This window comes from Staphylococcus sp. HMSC06C11 (assembly GCF_001808345.1).
Classification (GTDB): Bacteria; Bacillota; Bacilli; order Staphylococcales; family Staphylococcaceae; genus Staphylococcus; species Staphylococcus capitis.
In genome coordinates this window covers 279,423-297,875 of the sequence record NZ_KV793047.1, presented here as the reverse complement: position 1 = coordinate 297,875, position 18,453 = coordinate 279,423, and the positions used below count along the sequence as shown (strand labels likewise).

The window sequence follows — 18,453 nt, the reverse complement described above, 5'->3', positions numbered from 1 at the left end:
TAAAATCTTATACCCAATATTTAAAAATTTAATGCTTAATATCTATAAATACAGCTTTTAAATATTTTGAAGGTTTGTAATGTGGATGAGTCTTGAAATCTTTAGGAAGTCCCATGACCTCTCTTATTTCAAACTCTACCCCCTCTTCATCTAATGTCTTTTTAATCACATTTTTGAACGCTTTTAAAGAAAATGCACTTGAATTTGTACATAATAGCAGTGAACCCTCTGGAGCTAATACACTTAAGGCGCCTTTAACGAGTGAACCATAGTCTTTCTGAACTGAGAATGTCTTTTTCTTATTGCGTGCAAAACTTGGCGGATCAATGACTACCGTTTCATACTGAAGACCATGACGTGCCGCGTAATTATAATAGTCAAACGTATCCATCACATAAATGTATTGAGATTTAGGATCAATACCATTTAAACCAAAGTTTTCTTCCGTTAAGCCTCTTGAACGATTTGCTAAGTCAACACTTGTAGTTGAACGTGCATTCTGAGCTGCTATAACTGAAAACGCTCCTGTATAACTAAATAAATTTAATACATCTCTATCTTCAGAAAATTGGTCTCTTAATTTTTTACGTACTTCCTTTTGATCTAAAAAGATACCAGTCATTAAACCATCTTCTAAATCTACATTATAAAATGTGAAATTTTCTTCAATAGTAATTGGAAACTCAGGGGCTTCACCATCAACAAATCCACCTGTGTATGTTGTATCCTTAAATCTCATTTTTTCATATAAAGACGTATAACCAAATACTGTTTTAATTGCTTCTATGATAAGATATCTAAATTTATAAATGCCTTTGGAATACCATTGAATTAATAAATGACTATCATAATTATCAATTGTGAGGCCTCCTACGCCGTCACCCTCAGCATTAAAAAGTCTAAAAGCATTTGTACCATCAATGTTGAAATAATATTCTCTTTCCTCTAATGCACTTTCAAATAATTTTACGAAGAATTGAGTGTTAATGTCCTCATTTTCATCATAACTTAATACCCAACCTAATCCTTTATGTTGACGGCCAACATAGCCAGTTGCGATATACTGTTGTTGATCAGTCACAATTTTAACTAAATCCCCTTCTTTAAGGTGGTCATGTTGGTAAATATCTTCCTCATCAATTAAAGGATATTGATTAAGATATTTAGTTTCTTTACCTCTATTCAATGTTGCTATTTTCATTTTTTACTTTTACCTCACTTTCTATTCTCTTTTTTCAAAAATTAATACGTAAGCACAATTTCAAAATCATTTTAACAAATATCAGTCTTTAATTATATGTAAAAAAGCCACTGTTATTGAATAAACAATAACAATGACTTTTAGTAATCAATTATGGTTTCTCTCTTAACTGTAATGAATAAGCAACAATCATTGCAATTAACATTAACAGTAAAATTGGTGTGATGAAAATTGATAACAATAGACCGTGAATCATAATATTGATAAATTCAGTTAAGAATTTAAAGAATAAAATACTACCCATGAAGAGCTGTAAGTAATAAAATTTATTTCTTAAATAATAAGTTAAAGTTGTAGCAATAAAGATGATGATTATGAATAGTAATAATATGAGTGTGACCCACTCTACTACATATTGCGTTTGAGAAAGTTCCCATTCTCCTGATAAGAATAGGGCGTTGCGGTTATTAAATTCAAGAAATGTAAAGAATAAAATAACAGCTCCACAGAACAACTCAACATACATTGGTTTAATCCATTTTGGCTTTCTCATCCAATTAGGAATATCATCTTCTTGAATATCTACAATATTTTTAACTTTTTCCTTAAATTTATCTCTTTTAGCTCTTATTTTATCTAAATCTACACTTCTTCTAGTCTTACGTGCATACTCTGTTGTCTTATCTTGTAGTTGTTTTAAGTGAACTTTAGTTTGATTAGATACGTTTCCTTTATTTGTTCTAGAAAGTTCAGGTTCTTCCTCGCCTAACTCTTCTTTAGTTAATGGTAATGATCGTCTTAAGAATAAGAAATTCCATATAGACATCTGTCCTAATAACCACATAATAATGAAGAATGTGTTCACACTTAAAATATCTATAGATTCAATTTCATTCGCATCTATACGTCCGTATAAAGAAATTTGTGTAATTAAATAACTAATACCATATGTCACGATAATCCACATATAATGACTTTTACGATTATTTTTATTTAATTCATCTTTATAAACAATGTATCCGATGTGAACGATGAACGGTATAATAAACACAATTGCGAAGAAACCATAAACTTGAGTCATTAATATTAGTGTAATAATAAAATACATAATACCAATAACTAAGAAGAAAATGGATATGTCATAGTCATATTTAATAGTTCTGAATAAAGTATGACCTAAAAGCATAACTAAGATACCAAACAAAATAATAATAATGGCACTTATAACTGGGAAACTACCTATAAACCTACTCATCACTTTTATAATTTCAGCGAAGAATGCATTAAGAAATTCCCATACATTATGTACATGAGTATTAACTTTTTTATCACCATTAAATTGTTTAATCAATGGTAAGTTAATTAGAATGATGAGACCTGTGAAAAGTGAAACGATACCGATAATGTAGCTAAATATGATCTCGGTGTGTTTCCTAAGAAAAGACATACTGTTCACCTCAAACGTTATTATATATGAAGATTTTCTAATTGTCTTTAAATTAACCATGAAATACGTCTATAGACCTATTAGGGTTTATCTATAGAATAACGGGGTAAAGTTGTTGTGTAAACAATTATTCCTATTTAAGGGGTGGAAATACTATGGGAAAAGAAGAATTCGAAAAGAAATCTGCTGAAAAAGCTAAAGAGGCAGAAGAAAAACTAAAAGAACAAAATGAAGAAAAAACTGATGATATTGAACAAACGAAAAAAGATGTACAAGATACATTAGATTAATTACTATAAATATTTGCCATTGAAAAGCTCTCAAAGTTTATACTTTGAGAGCTTTTTATAAAAACTTTATTAACTTATTTATCCATATCCTCAAAATCCTCAAACTACCTTGACAATACAATAGAAAAATCATACATTTAATTTAAATTAAAATATCGACGCACTAGGGGTGTATATTTACTGAGATGAGGAAATCCTCAAACCCTTCGAACCTGATCTAGCTAGATACTAGCGTAGGAAAGTGTAGTTAACTATAGAATCTGATGAACTTACTTCATTAAGATATATCTTCTGACGCACAACTTTCCTAGGGAGGGTTGTGCGTTTTTTTAGGAGGAGACACAATGTCAAAAGGTTTAAAACTATCAGAAATACTTGTAACTGTATTAATATCTGTAGTCTTCGCAATCATCTATAACTTATGGTGGTTCTTCTACAATATTACACAAGTTGCTGGTATTCACTTAGAGCAGCTTACATATGGTGTTTGGTTTATGGCAGCAGTTGTTTGCTACTTAATTATTCCAAAACCAGGTATCGCAATCTTAGCTGAACTAGCTGCAGGGGCTGGCGAAACAATTGTCATGGGTAAATTTGATATACCTACAATTATCTATGCTTTATTACAAGGTGTAGCATGCGAAATTATCTTCGCAATTTTTAAATATCAATCTCGTTCTGCAGCAGTAGCAATGCTTGCTGGTTTGGTCACTGCACTGGCCACTTTCCCAGTAGATTATTTTTACGGTTACTTAAATGAAGTCGCGGGATGGAACTTATTCTTATTCATTCTATTCCGATCAATTAGCGGAATTGTTATCACAGGATTAGTGTCCTATTGGCTTGTTAGAGCACTTGATAAAACGGGAGTTACTAAACTCTTTAGACCAGCTTCTAAACATGACTACGATAACCTATAAGGGGATTTTTTAATTGTTAAAAGTAAAAAATTTACGCTTGAAATACCCTAACGGGGATAGAAAAATTTTTGATAACTTAAATATAGAGATTAATGATAAGGAAAAAGTGCTTTTACTCGGCCCATCAGGGTCGGGTAAAAGCACATTACTTAATGTACTAAGTGGTATTGTTCCTAATTTAATTGAACTACCAATGAAATATGATGAATTACATGTCGATCATCAAAGTGGTGTCATTTTCCAAAATCCTGATACACAATTCTGTATGCCTAAAGTATATGAAGAGTTAGCTTTTGTGTTAGAGAACCGCAAAATCCCTCGTAGTGAAATGGATAATGAAATTAAAAAAGCACTTGAATCTGTAAATCTTAAAGTCTCTGACCAAACTTATGTAAATCAACTAAGCGGAGGTATGAAGCAGAAGTTAGCTATCGTAGAAACCATTTTACAAAGAGCGGAAACCTTATTCTTAGATGAACCAACTGCTATGTTAGATGTTCAAGCAACTGAGGATTTATGGAAGAAATTAATAGAATTGTGGGATGAACAAACAGTATTAATCGTCGAACATAAGGTTGAACATATTTGGCAACATGTCGATCGCGTACTACTAATGAATTATGAAGGAAAAATCATAGCTGATGATACTCCTCAACACATTCTTAATGACTACGAACATTTATTAACTGAGTATGGCGTGTGGCATCCTAAAGCCTGGAATTATGCGCCACGTCCTATTAAACTAGATATTCAACCTTCCAATAGTTTATTTGAATTTCAACAAGGCCAAATCGTACGTGGTAAACAAACGCTCTTCTCTGTTGATGACTTTGAATTACATAAAGGAGAATGGCTAACTATAACAGGAGAAAATGGTGCTGGTAAAACATCTTTGCTCGAATCAATACTTCAATTAATAAAATATAAAGGTCGAATGACTTATAATAATGAAGAACTGAAAAAGATTAAACAAGCAGCAAAACACATGTATCTCGTGTATCAAAATCCAGAATTACAATTTATTACGAATTCAGTTTATGATGAAGTTTACATTCATTATAACCATTTAGACCCTGAAAATGCTGAACAAGAAACTATTCAATTGCTTAAATTACTTCATCTAGATCAGGTTAAAAATCATCATCCCTTTGAAATATCAACGGGACAAAAACGCCGATTAAGCGTAGCAACTGCCCTTAGTTCAAAGGCAGAAATTGTATTGTTAGATGAACCTACATTTGGTTTAGATAGTCATAATACGTTCCAACTTATTAAACTTTTTCAAGAACGCGTTAAACAAGGGCAAACAATAGTTATGGTCACACATGATTCGGAAATCATTCGTCGATATCCAACACGTCGTTTACATGTTGAAGATGGAATACTTAAAGAGATTGAAGGTGAGCACGTTGTTTGAAAGATGGAAGAAACGTCACACCTTTGTTGATGATGTAAATATTATAACGAAATTAATACTAGGAATCGCACTTTTTTTCTTTATTATCTTCATTCATAATTTCGATTTTATGATTTATATCGTGTTACTCATGTTTATTTTCTTACTATTATTTAATGGTACAGAATTTAAAATTACAGGTATATTCATACTAGTTACCACCCTATTCGCCTTACTATCCTCATTATTTATGATACTTTATGGTGATGGTGAGCATATGTTAGTTAAATTTGGAATCGTTCAAATTAGTGAAGAAAGTATAGTACGAGGCTTACATCTCTCTTTAAGAACAATCACAGTATCAATGTTCGGGATTCTTATAGCATTAACATCTCAAATAGTTATGATTTTTTATAGTTTAATGCAACATCTAAAAATCAAACCCAAAATTGCCTATGCCTTCATGGCAGCAATACGAATGGTTCCTTTAATTATAAGTTCATTAATCCAATTGAGACGCTCATTAAAAATGAGATACCAAATGATTGATGCCTCAAATTATAAAGGACTAAAAAGATTAAATCATTTAGTTATTCCATTATTGAGTCAAAACATACGACGTGCACATCAACTCTCAGTTGCTATGGAATCTAAAGGTTTTAAAGATGGCCCTAGAACGTATTACTACGAGACACCTTTCTCATATAAAGATGTAGTATTTATTGTTTGTGTGTTAATGATTATTGGTCTATCTTTCATACTATCAGGCTATTTACCATTAACTGGCATTCATGATGTACGTTTTGGAAAATTAGGATAAAAATTTCACTATATTTAATAAAGTTTAATCAATTAAATGATAGACATTAAAAAGGAGATGCAACATTTATTGTGCATCTCCTTTTTTACTATTTTATTGCTTTATTGCCTATATCATTACGATAGAAAAGATTATCGCTTTTAATTTTTTCAGCGTTGTTATATGCAGCAGCTTGTGCATCCTTAACCGTAGCTCCTTCACCAATGGCTAGGATCACACGACCACCAGCATTAACAAAATGGTCTCTCTCTTTCTTTAAACCACTAACAAAATAATGAGAATCTGGGTCGAAACCACTAACTTTATATCCTTTATCATATGATCCTGGATACCCTTTAGATGCTAACATGACTCCTACAACTGCTTCATCTTTCCATTTAAAATGAATTGGTTGACGTTGTTCTAAATCAATAATATGTTGCATTAAATCACTTTCTAAACGCGTGAGTAACACTTGCGCTTCTGGATCACCAAATCTTGCATTGAACTCTATCACTTTAGGACCCTCTTTTGTTAAAATAGCACCAATATAGAGCAAGCCAAAGAAATGATACCCTTCTTTACTCATCGCTTGAGCAATAGGTTGAGCAATGCGCTCATTGGTTTGATGAAGTACATCCTCACTAATATGCGGAACAGGACAATATGCCCCCATGCCTCCAGTATTAGGACCTTCATCATTATCATAAGCACGTTTATGATCCTGAGCGATACAATCAAAAGGAACTGCATAATCACCATTAACAAATGTCATTAATGAAAACTCTTCACCCTCTAAAAAGCTCTCAAAAACCACTTGCCCTTGCTCTTTAGTGTAAAGCGTTTCTACACCTTCGATAGCTTCATCTCGGGTTTTGGCAATTATTACTCCTTTCCCAGCTGCTAAACCATCCTTCTTAATAACTACCGGCAATTCACACGTTTTAACATACGTTAGCGCGTCAGATCGATTCGTTACTTCTTTATAATCTGCAGTAGGAATGTCATACTTCTCCATAAGTTGTTTCGCAAAGAGCTTCGAACCCTCAATTTGAGCAGCAGCTTGCCCTGGGCCAAACACTTTTATTCCTTGTTGTCTAAGTAAATCTCCTAGGCCATCAATTAATGGTTGTTCAGGTCCTATGACCACCCAGTCAATGTTATTATTTATAGCGAAATCTATTATCTCTTGATGACTTGACTCGGCTATTTCATTATGAATTTCAGCAACGTTAACCATTGCTTCATTACCTGGTATAGCATAGACCTTTTCAACGAGTGAGGATTGATTAATTTTAGAAGCTAATGCGTGTTCACGTCCACCTGCTCCGATAACTAAAACTTTCATAAGTTTACTCCTTTCTTTAAGTAAAACTTAGTGCTTAAAGTGACGCATTCCAGTCATAACCATTGTGATACCATATTTATTAGCCATATCAATAGATTCTTGATCTTTAATAGAGCCACCAGGTTGAATAATGGCTTTAATACCATGTTCTGCCGCATATTCTACTGTATCCCCCATTGGGAAGAAACCATCAGAAATTAGCGCAACATTATCATTAATTTCAATTGCTCTCTCGATAGCAATTTTAGCTGAACCTACGCGATTCATTTGCCCTGCACCTATACCAACAGTTTGTTTATCATTACTTAGAATCACAGCGTTACTTTTTACAGAACTTACAACTTTCCATCCTAATAACATTGCTTCCCACTGTGATTCAGTTGGACGTACTTCAGTAGCAACAGTCATGTCTTCACGAGTGACATCCTTATTATCTTTATCTTGCACTAAATAACCACCAGAAACAGAAACAAATTCTTGTTCAGCGTTATCAATGGTCATATCTATTTCAAGTAAACGTATATTTTTCTTTTGAGTTAAAATTTCAAGTGCTTCTTCAGTAAATTTAGGAGCAATAACTACTTCTAAGAAAATTGAATGTAATGTTTCTGCTAATTTAGCATCTATAGTACGGTTCAATGCAATAATTCCACCGAAAATGGATTGATTATCAGCATCATATGCATTTTTAAATGCATCTTCAATCGTTTCTCCAACACCTACGCCACAAGGATTCATATGTTTAACTGCTACTGCTGTAGGTTCTTCAAATTTTTTAACCAAACTTAAAGCCGCATCCGCATCTTTAATGTTATTAAAGCTTAACTGTTTACCATGTAATTGTTTTGCACCAGCAATTGTGTGTTTACTATTTGATGTTCTTACAAAGTATGCAGATTGTTGAGGGTTCTCACCATATCTAAGAGTTTCTTTATCACCTTTAAAGAAACTTACAATGGCATGATCATATTGATTTGTATGTTCAAATACTTTAATCATTAAGGATTTTTTATAATCTTCATCTAATTGATTATTTTTAATTCTATCAATGACTTCATTGTAATCTGAAGGATGTACTATTGTTGTTACATGTTTAAAGTTTTTAGCTGCAGCACGCAACATCGTTGGTCCGCCAATATCAATATTTTCAATAGCATCTGCTTCAGTAACATCCGGATTTTCTACTGTTTTTTGGAAAGGATATAAGTTGACGACAACCATATCGATAAGGTCGATATGTTGTTCATTCAATTGATCGAGATGTTCTTGTTTATCACGATCTGCTAGGATCCCCCCATGGACAGCTGGATGTAATGTTTTTACTCGACCATCCATTATTTCAGGAAATTGAGTTAATTCAGATACTGACTTTACAGCGATACCCGCATCTTCTAGCGCACGTTTAGTGCCACCTGTAGAATATAATTCATAATCTAATGAAGTTAATGATTTAGCGAATTCTACAATTCCACTTTTATTTGAAACACTTAAAATTGCTTTTTTCATTTCTTAGATACTCCTCTATTTAATGATTTTAGTGATAACTCTAGGATAAAGTTCATATTCTAAATTTTTGACTCTCTCTTCTAAATCTTCTTTCGTGTCGTCCGTTCTAATATCACATTGTTGTTGTTCAATAATTTCTCCCGTATCCATGCCACTATCTACATAATGCACGGTTGAACCTGTCACTGTATCTCCACTATCAAATGCTTGGCCTATTGCATCTAACCCCTTATATTTAGGCAATAGTGAAGGATGTATATTTAACATTCGTCCTTCAAAGGCTTGAAGTAAATCTTGACCAACCAATCTCATGTAACCTGCTAAAACTATCCATTGAACCCCTTCATCGGATAAATGTTTAAGCAACTGTTGTTCATAAGATGACTTTGAAGCAAAGTCTTTAGGTTGGTTAACATGAACAGGTATATTTAATTTTCTAGCTCGTTCTATACACTGAGCATTAGCTTTATCAGTATATAGTGCAGTCACTTCTATGTTCTGCAAATCGCCATCTTTAACACGTTTAACGATATTTTCAAAGTTACTACCTGAACCTGAGGCAAAAATCGCTATTTTAATCACGATTCTACCCCCATTAAATGAAGTGGCGTATCAGCGTCTTCAATCACTTCACCAATTTCATAAGCTTTCACATCAAGCTCTTGTAAAGCCGCTAAAGCTGTTGATACATCTTTTTTATCTACTATAACGGTATAGCCTATACCCATATTGAAGATATTATACATTTCATCTGTACTAATGTTCCCTTGTTGCTGTAACCAATTAAAAACGTCTAATGTTGGGAACGAAGTTGTATCTATTCTAGCCGACAACCCTTTAGGTAAAGCTCTTGGTATATTTTCATAGAATCCGCCACCAGTAATATGATTCATTGCTTTAATATCTACATGTTTTTTCAATTCTAGAATTGGTTTTACATATAATTCAGTGGGTGCTAAAAACGTTTCTAAGTAAGTCTTTCCATTAAAGTTATCATGTAAATTGATGCCAGATTCTTTAATAAGCTTTCTAACTAAACTATAGCCATTAGAATGAATACCATTCGATGCTAAACCTATAATTGCTTGTCCTGCTTCTACTTTAGAACCATCTATGTACTCATCTTTTTCAACAGCGCCCACTGCAAAACCTGCAATATCGTACTCACCTTCGTGATACATTTCACCCATCTCAGCAGTTTCTCCACCAATTAATGCGGTATTCGTTTGTTCACACCCATCACTCACACCTTTGACGATTTGTTCAATAATTGATGGAACTACCTTATTTGTAGCAATGTAGTCTAAGAAATATAGAGGTTCTGCTCCAGTCGTTAAAATATCATTCACACACATGGCTACAGCATCAATACCAATCGTATCGTGCTTGCCATGATCAATAGCAAGTTTTAATTTCGTACCTACACCATCTGTACCAGAAACGAGTACGGGTGCTTTCATATTAAGTTGAGATAAATCAAAAGTAGCACCAAAACCTCCAAGTCCACCTAAGACTTCTTTACGCATTGTACGTTCAACATGACTTGATATTCTCTCTACCGCTTCATAACCTGCATGAATATTTACACCTGATTGTTCATACGCTTTAGACATGTAAGTTTCCCTCACTATCAAAATAATGTTTATTATTAGCTATATAAGCTTTCTGACGATCGCTTAAATGTGATTTGTAATTCTTTTCATAATCGTAAAGACCTGCTGGATAATCTCCTGTGAAACTTTCAACACATAATCCACGATACGGTGCATCATAATTTAAACCAATTGAGTCAATGAGCCCATCAACACTTAGATATGCTAGTGAATCAGCACCAATGTAATCTTTAATTTCTTCTGGTGATTTACTTGCTGAAATTAACTCTGCAGTAGTCGACACATCAATACCATAGAAACTAGGGAACATGAACTCTGGAGAAGCGATTCTCACATGCACTTCATCAGCTCCTGAATCTTTAAGCATTTTCACAATTCTTTTACACGTAGTGCCACGCACGATTGAATCATCTACAAGAATAATTTTTTTACCTTCGACAATATCTTTAACTGCCGATAATTTAACACGTACGCCCTGTTCACGTAATTCTTGTGTCGGTTGAATAAATGTACGTGCAACATATTGGTTTTTAACGAGACCCATCTCATAAGGAAGGCCAATTTGTTCAGCATAACCACTCGCTGCAGACAGTGAAGAATTAGGTACTCCAATAACCATATCAGCTTTTGCAGGGCTTTCTTCAGCGAGTCTTTTACCAGATGCTTTTCTCACAGCATGAACATTTTTTCCAGCTATTGTAGAATCTGGTCTTGCAAAATAAATATATTCCATAGCCGAAATAGCTGTATTTACATGACGTGTATAATTTTTGACAACGATTCCATCATCGTTGATAATGACATACTCTCCTGCATGGATATCTTGTACAAACTCTGCACCCAGAACATCAATAGCGCAAGTTTCGCTAGCTAAGATATATGCACCATTTTCCATTCTACCGACTACAAGTGGACGAATCGCATTAGGGTCAACTGCGCCATAGAGTGCATCTTCAGTAAGTATCGCAAATGTGAAACCACCTTTAATTTGGCGTAAGCTTTCTTTAAGTGCTTCTTCAAAGGTTGGTGCTTTACTGCGACGAATTAAGTGCATGATGACTTCAGTATCAGATGATGAATGGAATATTGCACCATGCTTTTCTAAATTTTGACGTAAAGATTCAGCATTAATTAAATTACCGTTATGACAAATACCGACACTCATGTCATAAAAGTGATATAAAAAGGGTTGTATATTTTCAATCCCTTTATTACCAGATGTTGCATATCGTACATGACCAATTGCATGTGGATACCCTTTTAAATTTTCCATATTAGTATCTTTAATTGCTTCAGTCAGTAAACCTAGTCCTCTTTCTCCTTTAAGTGTTTGATCATCCGAAACTACAATCCCTGCACCTTCTTGACCACGATGTTGTAAACTATGAAGACCCATGTAAGTTAATTGTGCTGCTTCAGGATGATTCCAGATTCCAAATACGCCACATTCCTCATTTAATCCTGAGTTGTTAAACATTGAGCGATTGCTCCTTCCCATGTATGTTTAATGTCTGAAACCTTTTCCGAAATTGTAACTTCTGAATTAGAGACCTTAAATGTGCCATCACTTGTTAATTGACCAATCTCTATAGCTTGATTCATATCTAAAGTCTGACCGTCTTTAACTGAGATAATATAACGACCTTGAGTTTCACTAAATAATTGTGCATTAGTCATATCAAGTTGTGCATGAAGTCCAAGATTATAGTATGTACTTATTTTAGCTAGGGTAAGAAGTAAACCACCTTTACCTACTGTTTGAACATGAGAAGCCACGCCGTTACGAATTGCCTGTTTAATGGATTCACCCTTCTCAACTTCATCGCTTAAATCAATCTCTTCAAATTCATGGTTCACAGAACCATATAATAACTTTTCGATTTGACTTCCACCGAAATCATTACGCGTATCGCCAACTAAATAAAGTTTTTCTCCAGCTTTGGGATGGAAATCGTTTAAATAATTAATATCTTCAATAAGACCGACCATTCCTACAACTGGCGTTGGGAAAATAGACGTACCACGCGTTTCGTTATAAAGCGAAACGTTACCTGATACAACAGGTGTATTTAAAACTTCACACGCTTCAGACATGCCTTTAGTTGAATCAATTAATTGTTGGTAAATTTCTTTCTTTTCCGGTGAACCATAATTTAAGCAATCTGTCATTGCAAGTGGTGTCGCACCAACCGCAATTAAATTACGATATGCCTCTGCAACAACCATCTTTCCACCCTCATATGGTTGATTAAAAACATAACGTGCTTCACCATCAATTGTTGAAGCGATTACCTTATTAGTTCCTTCTACTCGTACAACTGAAGATTGAAGACCCGGCTTCACTATCGTGTTTGCTCCAACTTGTTGATCGTATTGCTCATATAAATAACGTTTTGAAGCAATCGTTGGATGCTTTAATAATTTTGAAAATACATCTTCTACATCAATATTGCTATAATCATTTTTAGACGTATTGTATTCTTTGTCTTCACCTTCAAGTATATAAACTGGTGCTTCGTCAGAAAGTGGTTGAACTGGGATATCTGCAAATACCTCATCTTCATAAGTTAATACGAATCGATCTGTATCAGTAACTTCACCAATCACTGCACTATCAAGTTCATGTTTATCAAATAAGTCTAAGAATTTTTGTTCAGTACCTTTCTCAACTACAAGTAGCATTCTTTCTTGTGTTTCAGAAAGCATCATTTCATATGGTGAAATATTAGGTTCTCGAGTAGGAACTTGGTCAAGTTTTAAATGAAGACCACTTCCACCTTTAGCAGCCATTTCAGATGAAGAAGATGTTAAACCTGCTGCTCCCATATCTTGAATTCCTACCAGTTCATCGAACGTAATAGCTTCAAGTGTTGCTTCCATGAGCTTCTTACCTACAAATGGATCACCGATTTGAACTGAAGGTCGTTTACTTTCACTTTCTTCAGTTAGTTCTTCAGAAGCGAATGTTGCACCGTGAATACCATCGCGACCAGTTTTCAGACCAACATAAATAACTGAGTTACCAACGCCTTTAGCAGTACCTTTTTGGACCATGTCATGGTCGATGACACCTACACACATTGCATTTACAAGTGGATTGCCATCGTATCGATCATCAAATTCAATTTCACCAGCTGTAGTCGGAATACCGATACAATTTCCGTAACCACCAATCCCGCTCACAACTCCTTTTAAAAGTCGTTGATTTTGTTTGACTGATAGTTCACCGAAACGTAGACTATTTAACAAGTTAATAGGTCTCGCTCCTATTGAGACGATATCTCTAATAATTCCACCTACACCTGTTGCAGCGCCTTGATAAGGTTCTATAGCTGATGGATGATTGTGTGATTCCACCTTAAATACGACTGCTTGATTATCTCCAATATCCACTACACCTGCCCCTTCACCAGGGCCCATTAAGACATGCTCACCAGTAGTCGGAAACTGTTTCAAGAATGGTTTAGAATGTTTATATGAACAATGTTCACTCCACATTACTGAAAAGATTCCTACCTCAGTAAAGTTGGGTTCTCTACCAAGAATTTCAACTACTTTATCGTATTCTTTATCACTAAGTCCCATATCTTGATAAAGCTTTTCAAGTTTAATTTCTTCAACACTTGGTTCGATAAATTTAGACATGTTGTTCCCTCCAACTTTTAACCATTGATTCAAACAATTTCACTCCACTGTCAGTGCCTAGTAGTGTTTCTAATGCGCGTTCAGGATGAGGCATCATTCCACAAACATTTCCTTCTTTATTAACAATGCCTGCGATATCTTCATAAGAACCATTAGGATTATCAATATACTTAAGGATAATTTGATTATTTTGTTCAAGTTCATTAAAGATCTCTTCTGTACAATAGTAATGCCCCTCACCATGAGCAACAGGATAAACGACTTCTTGATTAGCTTCATATAAATGAGTAAATGGAGTTTGATTATTAACAATTTTTAAAGTTTCATTTCTACTTATGAAAAGATGAGAATCATTATGAAGCAACGCACCAGGAAGTAATCCAATTTCTGTTAATATTTGGAAACCATTACATACTCCAAGCACTGGTTTTCCTTCTTTTGCAAGACGTTTAACCTCATTAATAATAGGAGCCACACTTGCCATTGCTCCAGATCTTAAATAATCACCAAATGAAAAGCCACCAGGGATCAGAACTCCATCAAATCCTTCGAGGCTCGTTTCACGATAATCGACGTAAGCTGCGTCAACGCCAGATTTAATTGCGGCATTAAACATGTCTCTATCACAGTTAGAGCCAGGGAATACGAGAACTGCGAATTTCATCTTATGCATTCTCCTTTTCTTCAATCACTTTATAGCTATATTCTTCTATCACTGTGTTAGCGAATAACTTTTCACTTAATGTCGTAATGATATTATCAACCGCTTCATCTGTTGCTTCATCAACCGTCATGTATAGAACTTTGCCTACGCGTATGTCATTCACTTGTGTATAACCTAAATCATGTACAGCTCTGTTTAAAGCTTGTCCTTGAGTATCTAATACTTGTGGTTGTAAAGTGATGTGCAATTCGATTGTTTTCATTATTTAAGATCCTCCAATTTATTCAAGAATGTTTGATAAGTTTCAATGAGTGAGCCAGTATCATTTCTATAAACGTCTTTATCAAAGTTTGTATCTGAAAATTTGTCCCATATACGACATGTATCAGGAGAAATTTCATCAGCTAGTAAAATTTCGCCATCATGTGTTTTACCAAATTCAACTTTAAAATCGACAAGTCTTAGCTCCATTTCTTCCATAAGTTGAACCAATACTTTATTAATTTCTTTTGCTATATGTTTTAACTTGTCTATTTCATCATCTTTAGCAATATGAAGTAGTTTTACATGATCATCAGTAATTAAAGGATCGTTAAGGTCATCATTCTTATAGAAAAATTCGACTAATGGTTCTTCAAACACGTGCCCTTTTTCAAATCCTAATCGCTTAGTAATAGAACCAGTGGCGATGTTTCTCACTACGACTTCTAATGGGATAATATCAACTTGTTGTACTATTTGTTCTGTCTCTGAAAGTTGCTTAATGAAATGGTTATTGATGTCGTTACGAGTTAAATAATCAAATATAATTGATGTGATTTGATTATTTAACTTTCCTTTGCCGGCCATTGTGTCTTTTTTGGCTCCGTTGCCTGCGGTTACTTCATCTTTGTATTCTACTCGCAATTGATATTCTGTATCAGTAGTATAAACGCGTTTTGCTTTTCCTTCATATAATAATGACACTTATTTATCTCTCCCTTCGAACTTCATTAACATGTATTGTTCAGTTTGATTCACATCATCAGTAAGTAATGTCATATGCCCCATTTTTCTATCTGGTTTGCGTTGTGATTTACCATAGATATGAACGTGCCATTCAGGATGATTTGCAAATTCATTTTCAAGTAAATCTAAGTCGCGTCCGAGTAAATTCATCATTACTGCTGGTTTCAAGACTTCAATTTGTTGTGGGAGTCTCTGTCCTGTTACTGCTAAAATATGGGTATCAAATTGAGAAAAGTCACATGCTTCTATTGAATAGTGTCCAGAATTATGAGGGCGTGGTGCTATCTCATTAACGTAAAGATTATTTTCTTTATCTATAAAAAATTCAACAGTAAATGTACCTACAAAATGAATTGCATTGGTTATCTTATCCACTTCTTTACGCGCTTCATTTTCTTTATTGGATCTAGCAGGTACGACTGTTTTAAATAAGATTTGATTTCTATGTTCATTTTCTTGTAATGGAAAATAAGTTGTTTGTTGCTCATTTCCGATAGTTACTGTAAGAGAAACTTCCTTATCAATATCAAGGTATTGTTCCGCTACACACTCTTGATTAGAAATTAAATCAATCGCTTCATCTAAATTTGACTCATTTTCAACTAGGATTTGTCCTTTCCCATCATATCCACCAAAGCGAGTTTTAACGATGAATGGATACCCTAGTTCCTTAGAAGCTTGATATAAATCTTGTTTATTTTTTATTTGTAGAAAAGGAACGATTTGTGTTCCAGCATCTTTTAGTGTTTGCTTTTCAGTAAGACGATCTTGAAGTAACTGAATTGCTTGATAGCCTTGAGGTATATTGTAGTTTTCTGTAAGTTGTTTAAGTTGTTGTGAAGAAATATTTTCAAATTCATAAGTGATGACGTCTGAACTTTCACCTAGTTCTTTTAATGCTTGTTCGTCGTCATAATTAGCATGAATAAATTGATGTGCAACATAGCGACATGGACTGTCTTCGTTTGGATCAAGGACAATAACCTTAAAGCCCATTTTTTGTGCGGACTGTGCCATCATTTTCCCTAATTGTCCTCCACCAATAATTCCGATTGTTGAACCGAATTTCAGTTTATTGAAGCTCATTTTGCATTGCCTCCACTTTATTCACTAATGTTTTTTCATAATTTTCCAAATTCTTATGAACTGTGTTATCAGTCATACCAATCATTCTAGCTGCTAATATTCCAGCATTTTTTGCACCTGATTTACCTATAGCCGTAGTTGCTACCGGTATTCCACCAGGCATTTGTACTATAGATAATAAAGAATCTAACCCTTTTAAACTTTTTGACTCTATTGGCACACCTATGACAGGTAAAGTAGTCATTGACGCTACCATACCAGGTAAATGTGCTGCTCCACCGGCTCCAGCAATAATAATGTCATAGCCGTTTTGCTTTGCTTGACTAGCGAATTCAAACATAAGTTGTGGCGTACGATGAGCAGAAACCACTTTTTTATCGTACGGAATATCAAATTCATCTAACATCAAGCAACTCTCTTTCATAATCTCCCAGTCTGAAGAACTACCCATAATGACTGCTACTCTCACGTTTTACACCCTTTCAAAAGTTTGGATTGTGATAAGAATTAGTTGTATATTACAGATATAGCATAACAATCATAGGATAGTTTTTCAATCAAAAATCGAACTTTAATTATATTTTTAAATTTAATTTACGTCTTTTGACTATCAATTACTTTATAATTAATGTTAAAGTTAAGATATTAAAGAAATTAAAGGAGGAGTTTTAAGTGGTTGCTAAAGTATTAGATGGAAAACAAATAGCTAAGGAATATCGTCAAGGATTACAAGAACAAGTTGAATCTTTAAAAGAACGTGGTTTCACTCCAAAATTATCAGTTATTCTAGTTGGTAATGATGGCGCAAGTCAAAGTTATGTAAAATCTAAAAAGAAAGCTGCTGAAAAAATAGGAATGATTTCCGAAATTGTACATTTAGATGAATCAACATCAGAAGAAGACGTTCTAAAAGAGTTAGACAGACTTAACAACGATGATTCTGTGAGTGGAATTCTTGTTCAAGTTCCTCTACCGGAACAAGTGAGTGAACAAAAAGTTTTAGAATCTATTAATCCTGATAAAGACGTAGATGGTTTCCATCCTTCAAATATTGGTAAACTCTATATTGATGAGCAAACTTTTGTACCTTGTACACCATTAGGAATTATGGAAATTTTAAAACATGCGGATATTAATCTAGAAGGTAAACATGCTGTTGTAATAGGCAGAAGTCATATTGTTGGTCAACCTGTTTCAAAACTATTACTACAAAAGAATGCAACTGTAACTATTTTACATTCACGATCAAAAGATATGAGTAAACACTTAAAAGATGCAGACGTTATCGTCAGTGCAGTAGGTAAACCTGGCCTTGTAACTAAAGACGTGGTTAAAGAAGGTGCAGTAATTATTGATGTTGGTAATACACCTGATGAAAATGGCAAATTAAAAGGCGATGTAGAATATGAAGAAGTGAAAGAAATCGCCGGAGCAATTACACCTGTTCCAGGTGGTGTAGGACCATTAACAATTACTATGGTACTAAATAATACACTTATAGCAGAAAAAATGCGCAGAGGAATTGAATAA

General features: G+C 34.1%; 18 protein-coding genes and 1 riboswitch. Of the genes, 5 read left to right on the top strand and 13 right to left on the bottom strand.

What is annotated here, in order from left to right:
• Window positions 1-28: 28 nt before the first annotated feature.
• Both HMPREF3154_RS09825 and auxA read right to left on the bottom strand, forming a co-directional pair.
• Window positions 29-1,201 (bottom strand): class I SAM-dependent rRNA methyltransferase, encoded by a 1,173-nt coding sequence (locus HMPREF3154_RS09825; protein ID WP_023350473.1) that lies wholly within the window; start codon window positions 1,199-1,201, stop codon window positions 29-31.
• A 151-nt stretch (window positions 1,202-1,352) separates the two neighbouring features.
• Complete coding sequence (gene auxA, locus HMPREF3154_RS09820; protein ID WP_002435336.1) at window positions 1,353-2,648, bottom strand: lipoteichoic acid stability factor AuxA; 1,296 nt, start codon at window positions 2,646-2,648, stop codon at window positions 1,353-1,355.
• A 155-nt stretch (window positions 2,649-2,803) separates the two neighbouring features.
• On the opposite strand from auxA, the gene graF reads away from it, so the two are divergent.
• The 4 genes from graF to HMPREF3154_RS09805 all read left to right on the top strand — a co-directional run bounded on the left by graF (window position 2,804) and on the right by HMPREF3154_RS09805 (window position 6,074).
• A complete protein-coding gene (gene graF, locus HMPREF3154_RS11580; protein ID WP_002435469.1) occupies window positions 2,804-2,938 on the top strand; it encodes a glycopeptide resistance-associated protein GraF in 135 nt (44 codons plus the stop codon).
• A 155-nt stretch (window positions 2,939-3,093) separates the two neighbouring features.
• Window positions 3,094-3,195, top strand: a riboswitch (TPP riboswitch).
• A gap of 87 nt (window positions 3,196-3,282) precedes the next feature.
• A complete protein-coding gene (locus HMPREF3154_RS09815) occupies window positions 3,283-3,858 on the top strand; it encodes an ECF transporter S component (protein WP_002435415.1) in 576 nt (191 codons plus the stop codon).
• Between the two features lie 13 nt (window positions 3,859-3,871).
• Window positions 3,872-5,275, top strand: a complete 1,404-nt coding sequence (locus HMPREF3154_RS09810; RefSeq protein ID WP_030065184.1) for an ABC transporter ATP-binding protein — start codon at window positions 3,872-3,874, stop codon at window positions 5,273-5,275.
• The gene (locus tag HMPREF3154_RS09805) at window positions 5,268-6,074 is read left to right on the top strand and encodes an energy-coupling factor transporter transmembrane component T family protein (protein WP_002435305.1); all 807 of its coding nucleotides are present in this window, start codon (window positions 5,268-5,270) and stop codon (window positions 6,072-6,074) included. The genes HMPREF3154_RS09810 and HMPREF3154_RS09805 overlap by 8 nt, the downstream gene beginning before the upstream one ends.
• A gap of 88 nt (window positions 6,075-6,162) precedes the next feature.
• Here HMPREF3154_RS09805 and purD read toward each other — a convergent pair whose 3' ends face one another.
• From purD to purE, 11 genes are read right to left on the bottom strand one after another with little or no spacing between them, the layout of a single operon-like run.
• Window positions 6,163-7,401, bottom strand: a complete 1,239-nt coding sequence (gene purD, locus HMPREF3154_RS09800; RefSeq protein ID WP_002435343.1) for a phosphoribosylamine--glycine ligase — start codon at window positions 7,399-7,401, stop codon at window positions 6,163-6,165.
• Between the two features lie 27 nt (window positions 7,402-7,428).
• Window positions 7,429-8,907: a bifunctional phosphoribosylaminoimidazolecarboxamide formyltransferase/IMP cyclohydrolase gene (gene purH, locus HMPREF3154_RS09795; RefSeq protein ID WP_023350475.1), complete on the bottom strand. Its 1,479-nt coding sequence runs from the start codon at window positions 8,905-8,907 to the stop codon at window positions 7,429-7,431.
• 15 nt (window positions 8,908-8,922) lie between these two features.
• The gene (purN, locus tag HMPREF3154_RS09790; RefSeq protein ID WP_070474701.1) at window positions 8,923-9,489 is read right to left on the bottom strand and encodes a phosphoribosylglycinamide formyltransferase; all 567 of its coding nucleotides are present in this window, start codon (window positions 9,487-9,489) and stop codon (window positions 8,923-8,925) included.
• Window positions 9,486-10,520 (bottom strand): phosphoribosylformylglycinamidine cyclo-ligase, encoded by a 1,035-nt coding sequence (gene purM, locus HMPREF3154_RS09785; RefSeq protein WP_037548668.1) that lies wholly within the window; start codon window positions 10,518-10,520, stop codon window positions 9,486-9,488. Before purM ends, purN begins: the two co-directional genes overlap by 4 nt.
• Complete coding sequence (gene purF, locus HMPREF3154_RS09780) at window positions 10,513-11,997, bottom strand: amidophosphoribosyltransferase (protein ID WP_002435420.1); 1,485 nt, start codon at window positions 11,995-11,997, stop codon at window positions 10,513-10,515. Before purF ends, purM begins: the two co-directional genes overlap by 8 nt.
• The gene (purL, locus tag HMPREF3154_RS09775; RefSeq protein WP_023350478.1) at window positions 11,976-14,165 is read right to left on the bottom strand and encodes a phosphoribosylformylglycinamidine synthase subunit PurL; all 2,190 of its coding nucleotides are present in this window, start codon (window positions 14,163-14,165) and stop codon (window positions 11,976-11,978) included. The genes purF and purL overlap by 22 nt, the downstream gene beginning before the upstream one ends.
• Window positions 14,158-14,829 carry a phosphoribosylformylglycinamidine synthase subunit PurQ gene (gene purQ / locus HMPREF3154_RS09770; RefSeq protein ID WP_023350479.1) on the bottom strand — a complete coding sequence of 224 codons (672 nt, stop codon included), beginning with the start codon at window positions 14,827-14,829 and terminating at the stop codon, window positions 14,158-14,160. Before purQ ends, purL begins: the two co-directional genes overlap by 8 nt.
• A 1-nt stretch (window position 14,830) precedes the next feature.
• Window positions 14,831-15,091, bottom strand: coding sequence for a phosphoribosylformylglycinamidine synthase subunit PurS (purS, locus tag HMPREF3154_RS09765; protein ID WP_002435433.1), 261 nt, complete (start codon window positions 15,089-15,091; stop codon window positions 14,831-14,833).
• Window positions 15,091-15,795: a phosphoribosylaminoimidazolesuccinocarboxamide synthase gene (gene purC, locus HMPREF3154_RS09760; RefSeq protein WP_070474699.1), complete on the bottom strand. Its 705-nt coding sequence runs from the start codon at window positions 15,793-15,795 to the stop codon at window positions 15,091-15,093. Before purC ends, purS begins: the two co-directional genes overlap by 1 nt.
• A complete protein-coding gene (purK, locus tag HMPREF3154_RS09755) occupies window positions 15,796-16,923 on the bottom strand; it encodes a 5-(carboxyamino)imidazole ribonucleotide synthase (protein ID WP_023350480.1) in 1,128 nt (375 codons plus the stop codon). It lies immediately after the preceding gene.
• Window positions 16,910-17,392 (bottom strand): 5-(carboxyamino)imidazole ribonucleotide mutase, encoded by a 483-nt coding sequence (gene purE, locus HMPREF3154_RS09750; protein ID WP_002435312.1) that lies wholly within the window; start codon window positions 17,390-17,392, stop codon window positions 16,910-16,912. Before purE ends, purK begins: the two co-directional genes overlap by 14 nt.
• Window positions 17,393-17,595: 203 nt before the next feature.
• Between purE and folD the strand changes: the two genes are divergently transcribed.
• Entirely contained in the window at window positions 17,596-18,453 is an 858-nt protein-coding gene (gene folD / locus HMPREF3154_RS09745) for a bifunctional methylenetetrahydrofolate dehydrogenase/methenyltetrahydrofolate cyclohydrolase FolD (protein WP_002435335.1), read from the top strand.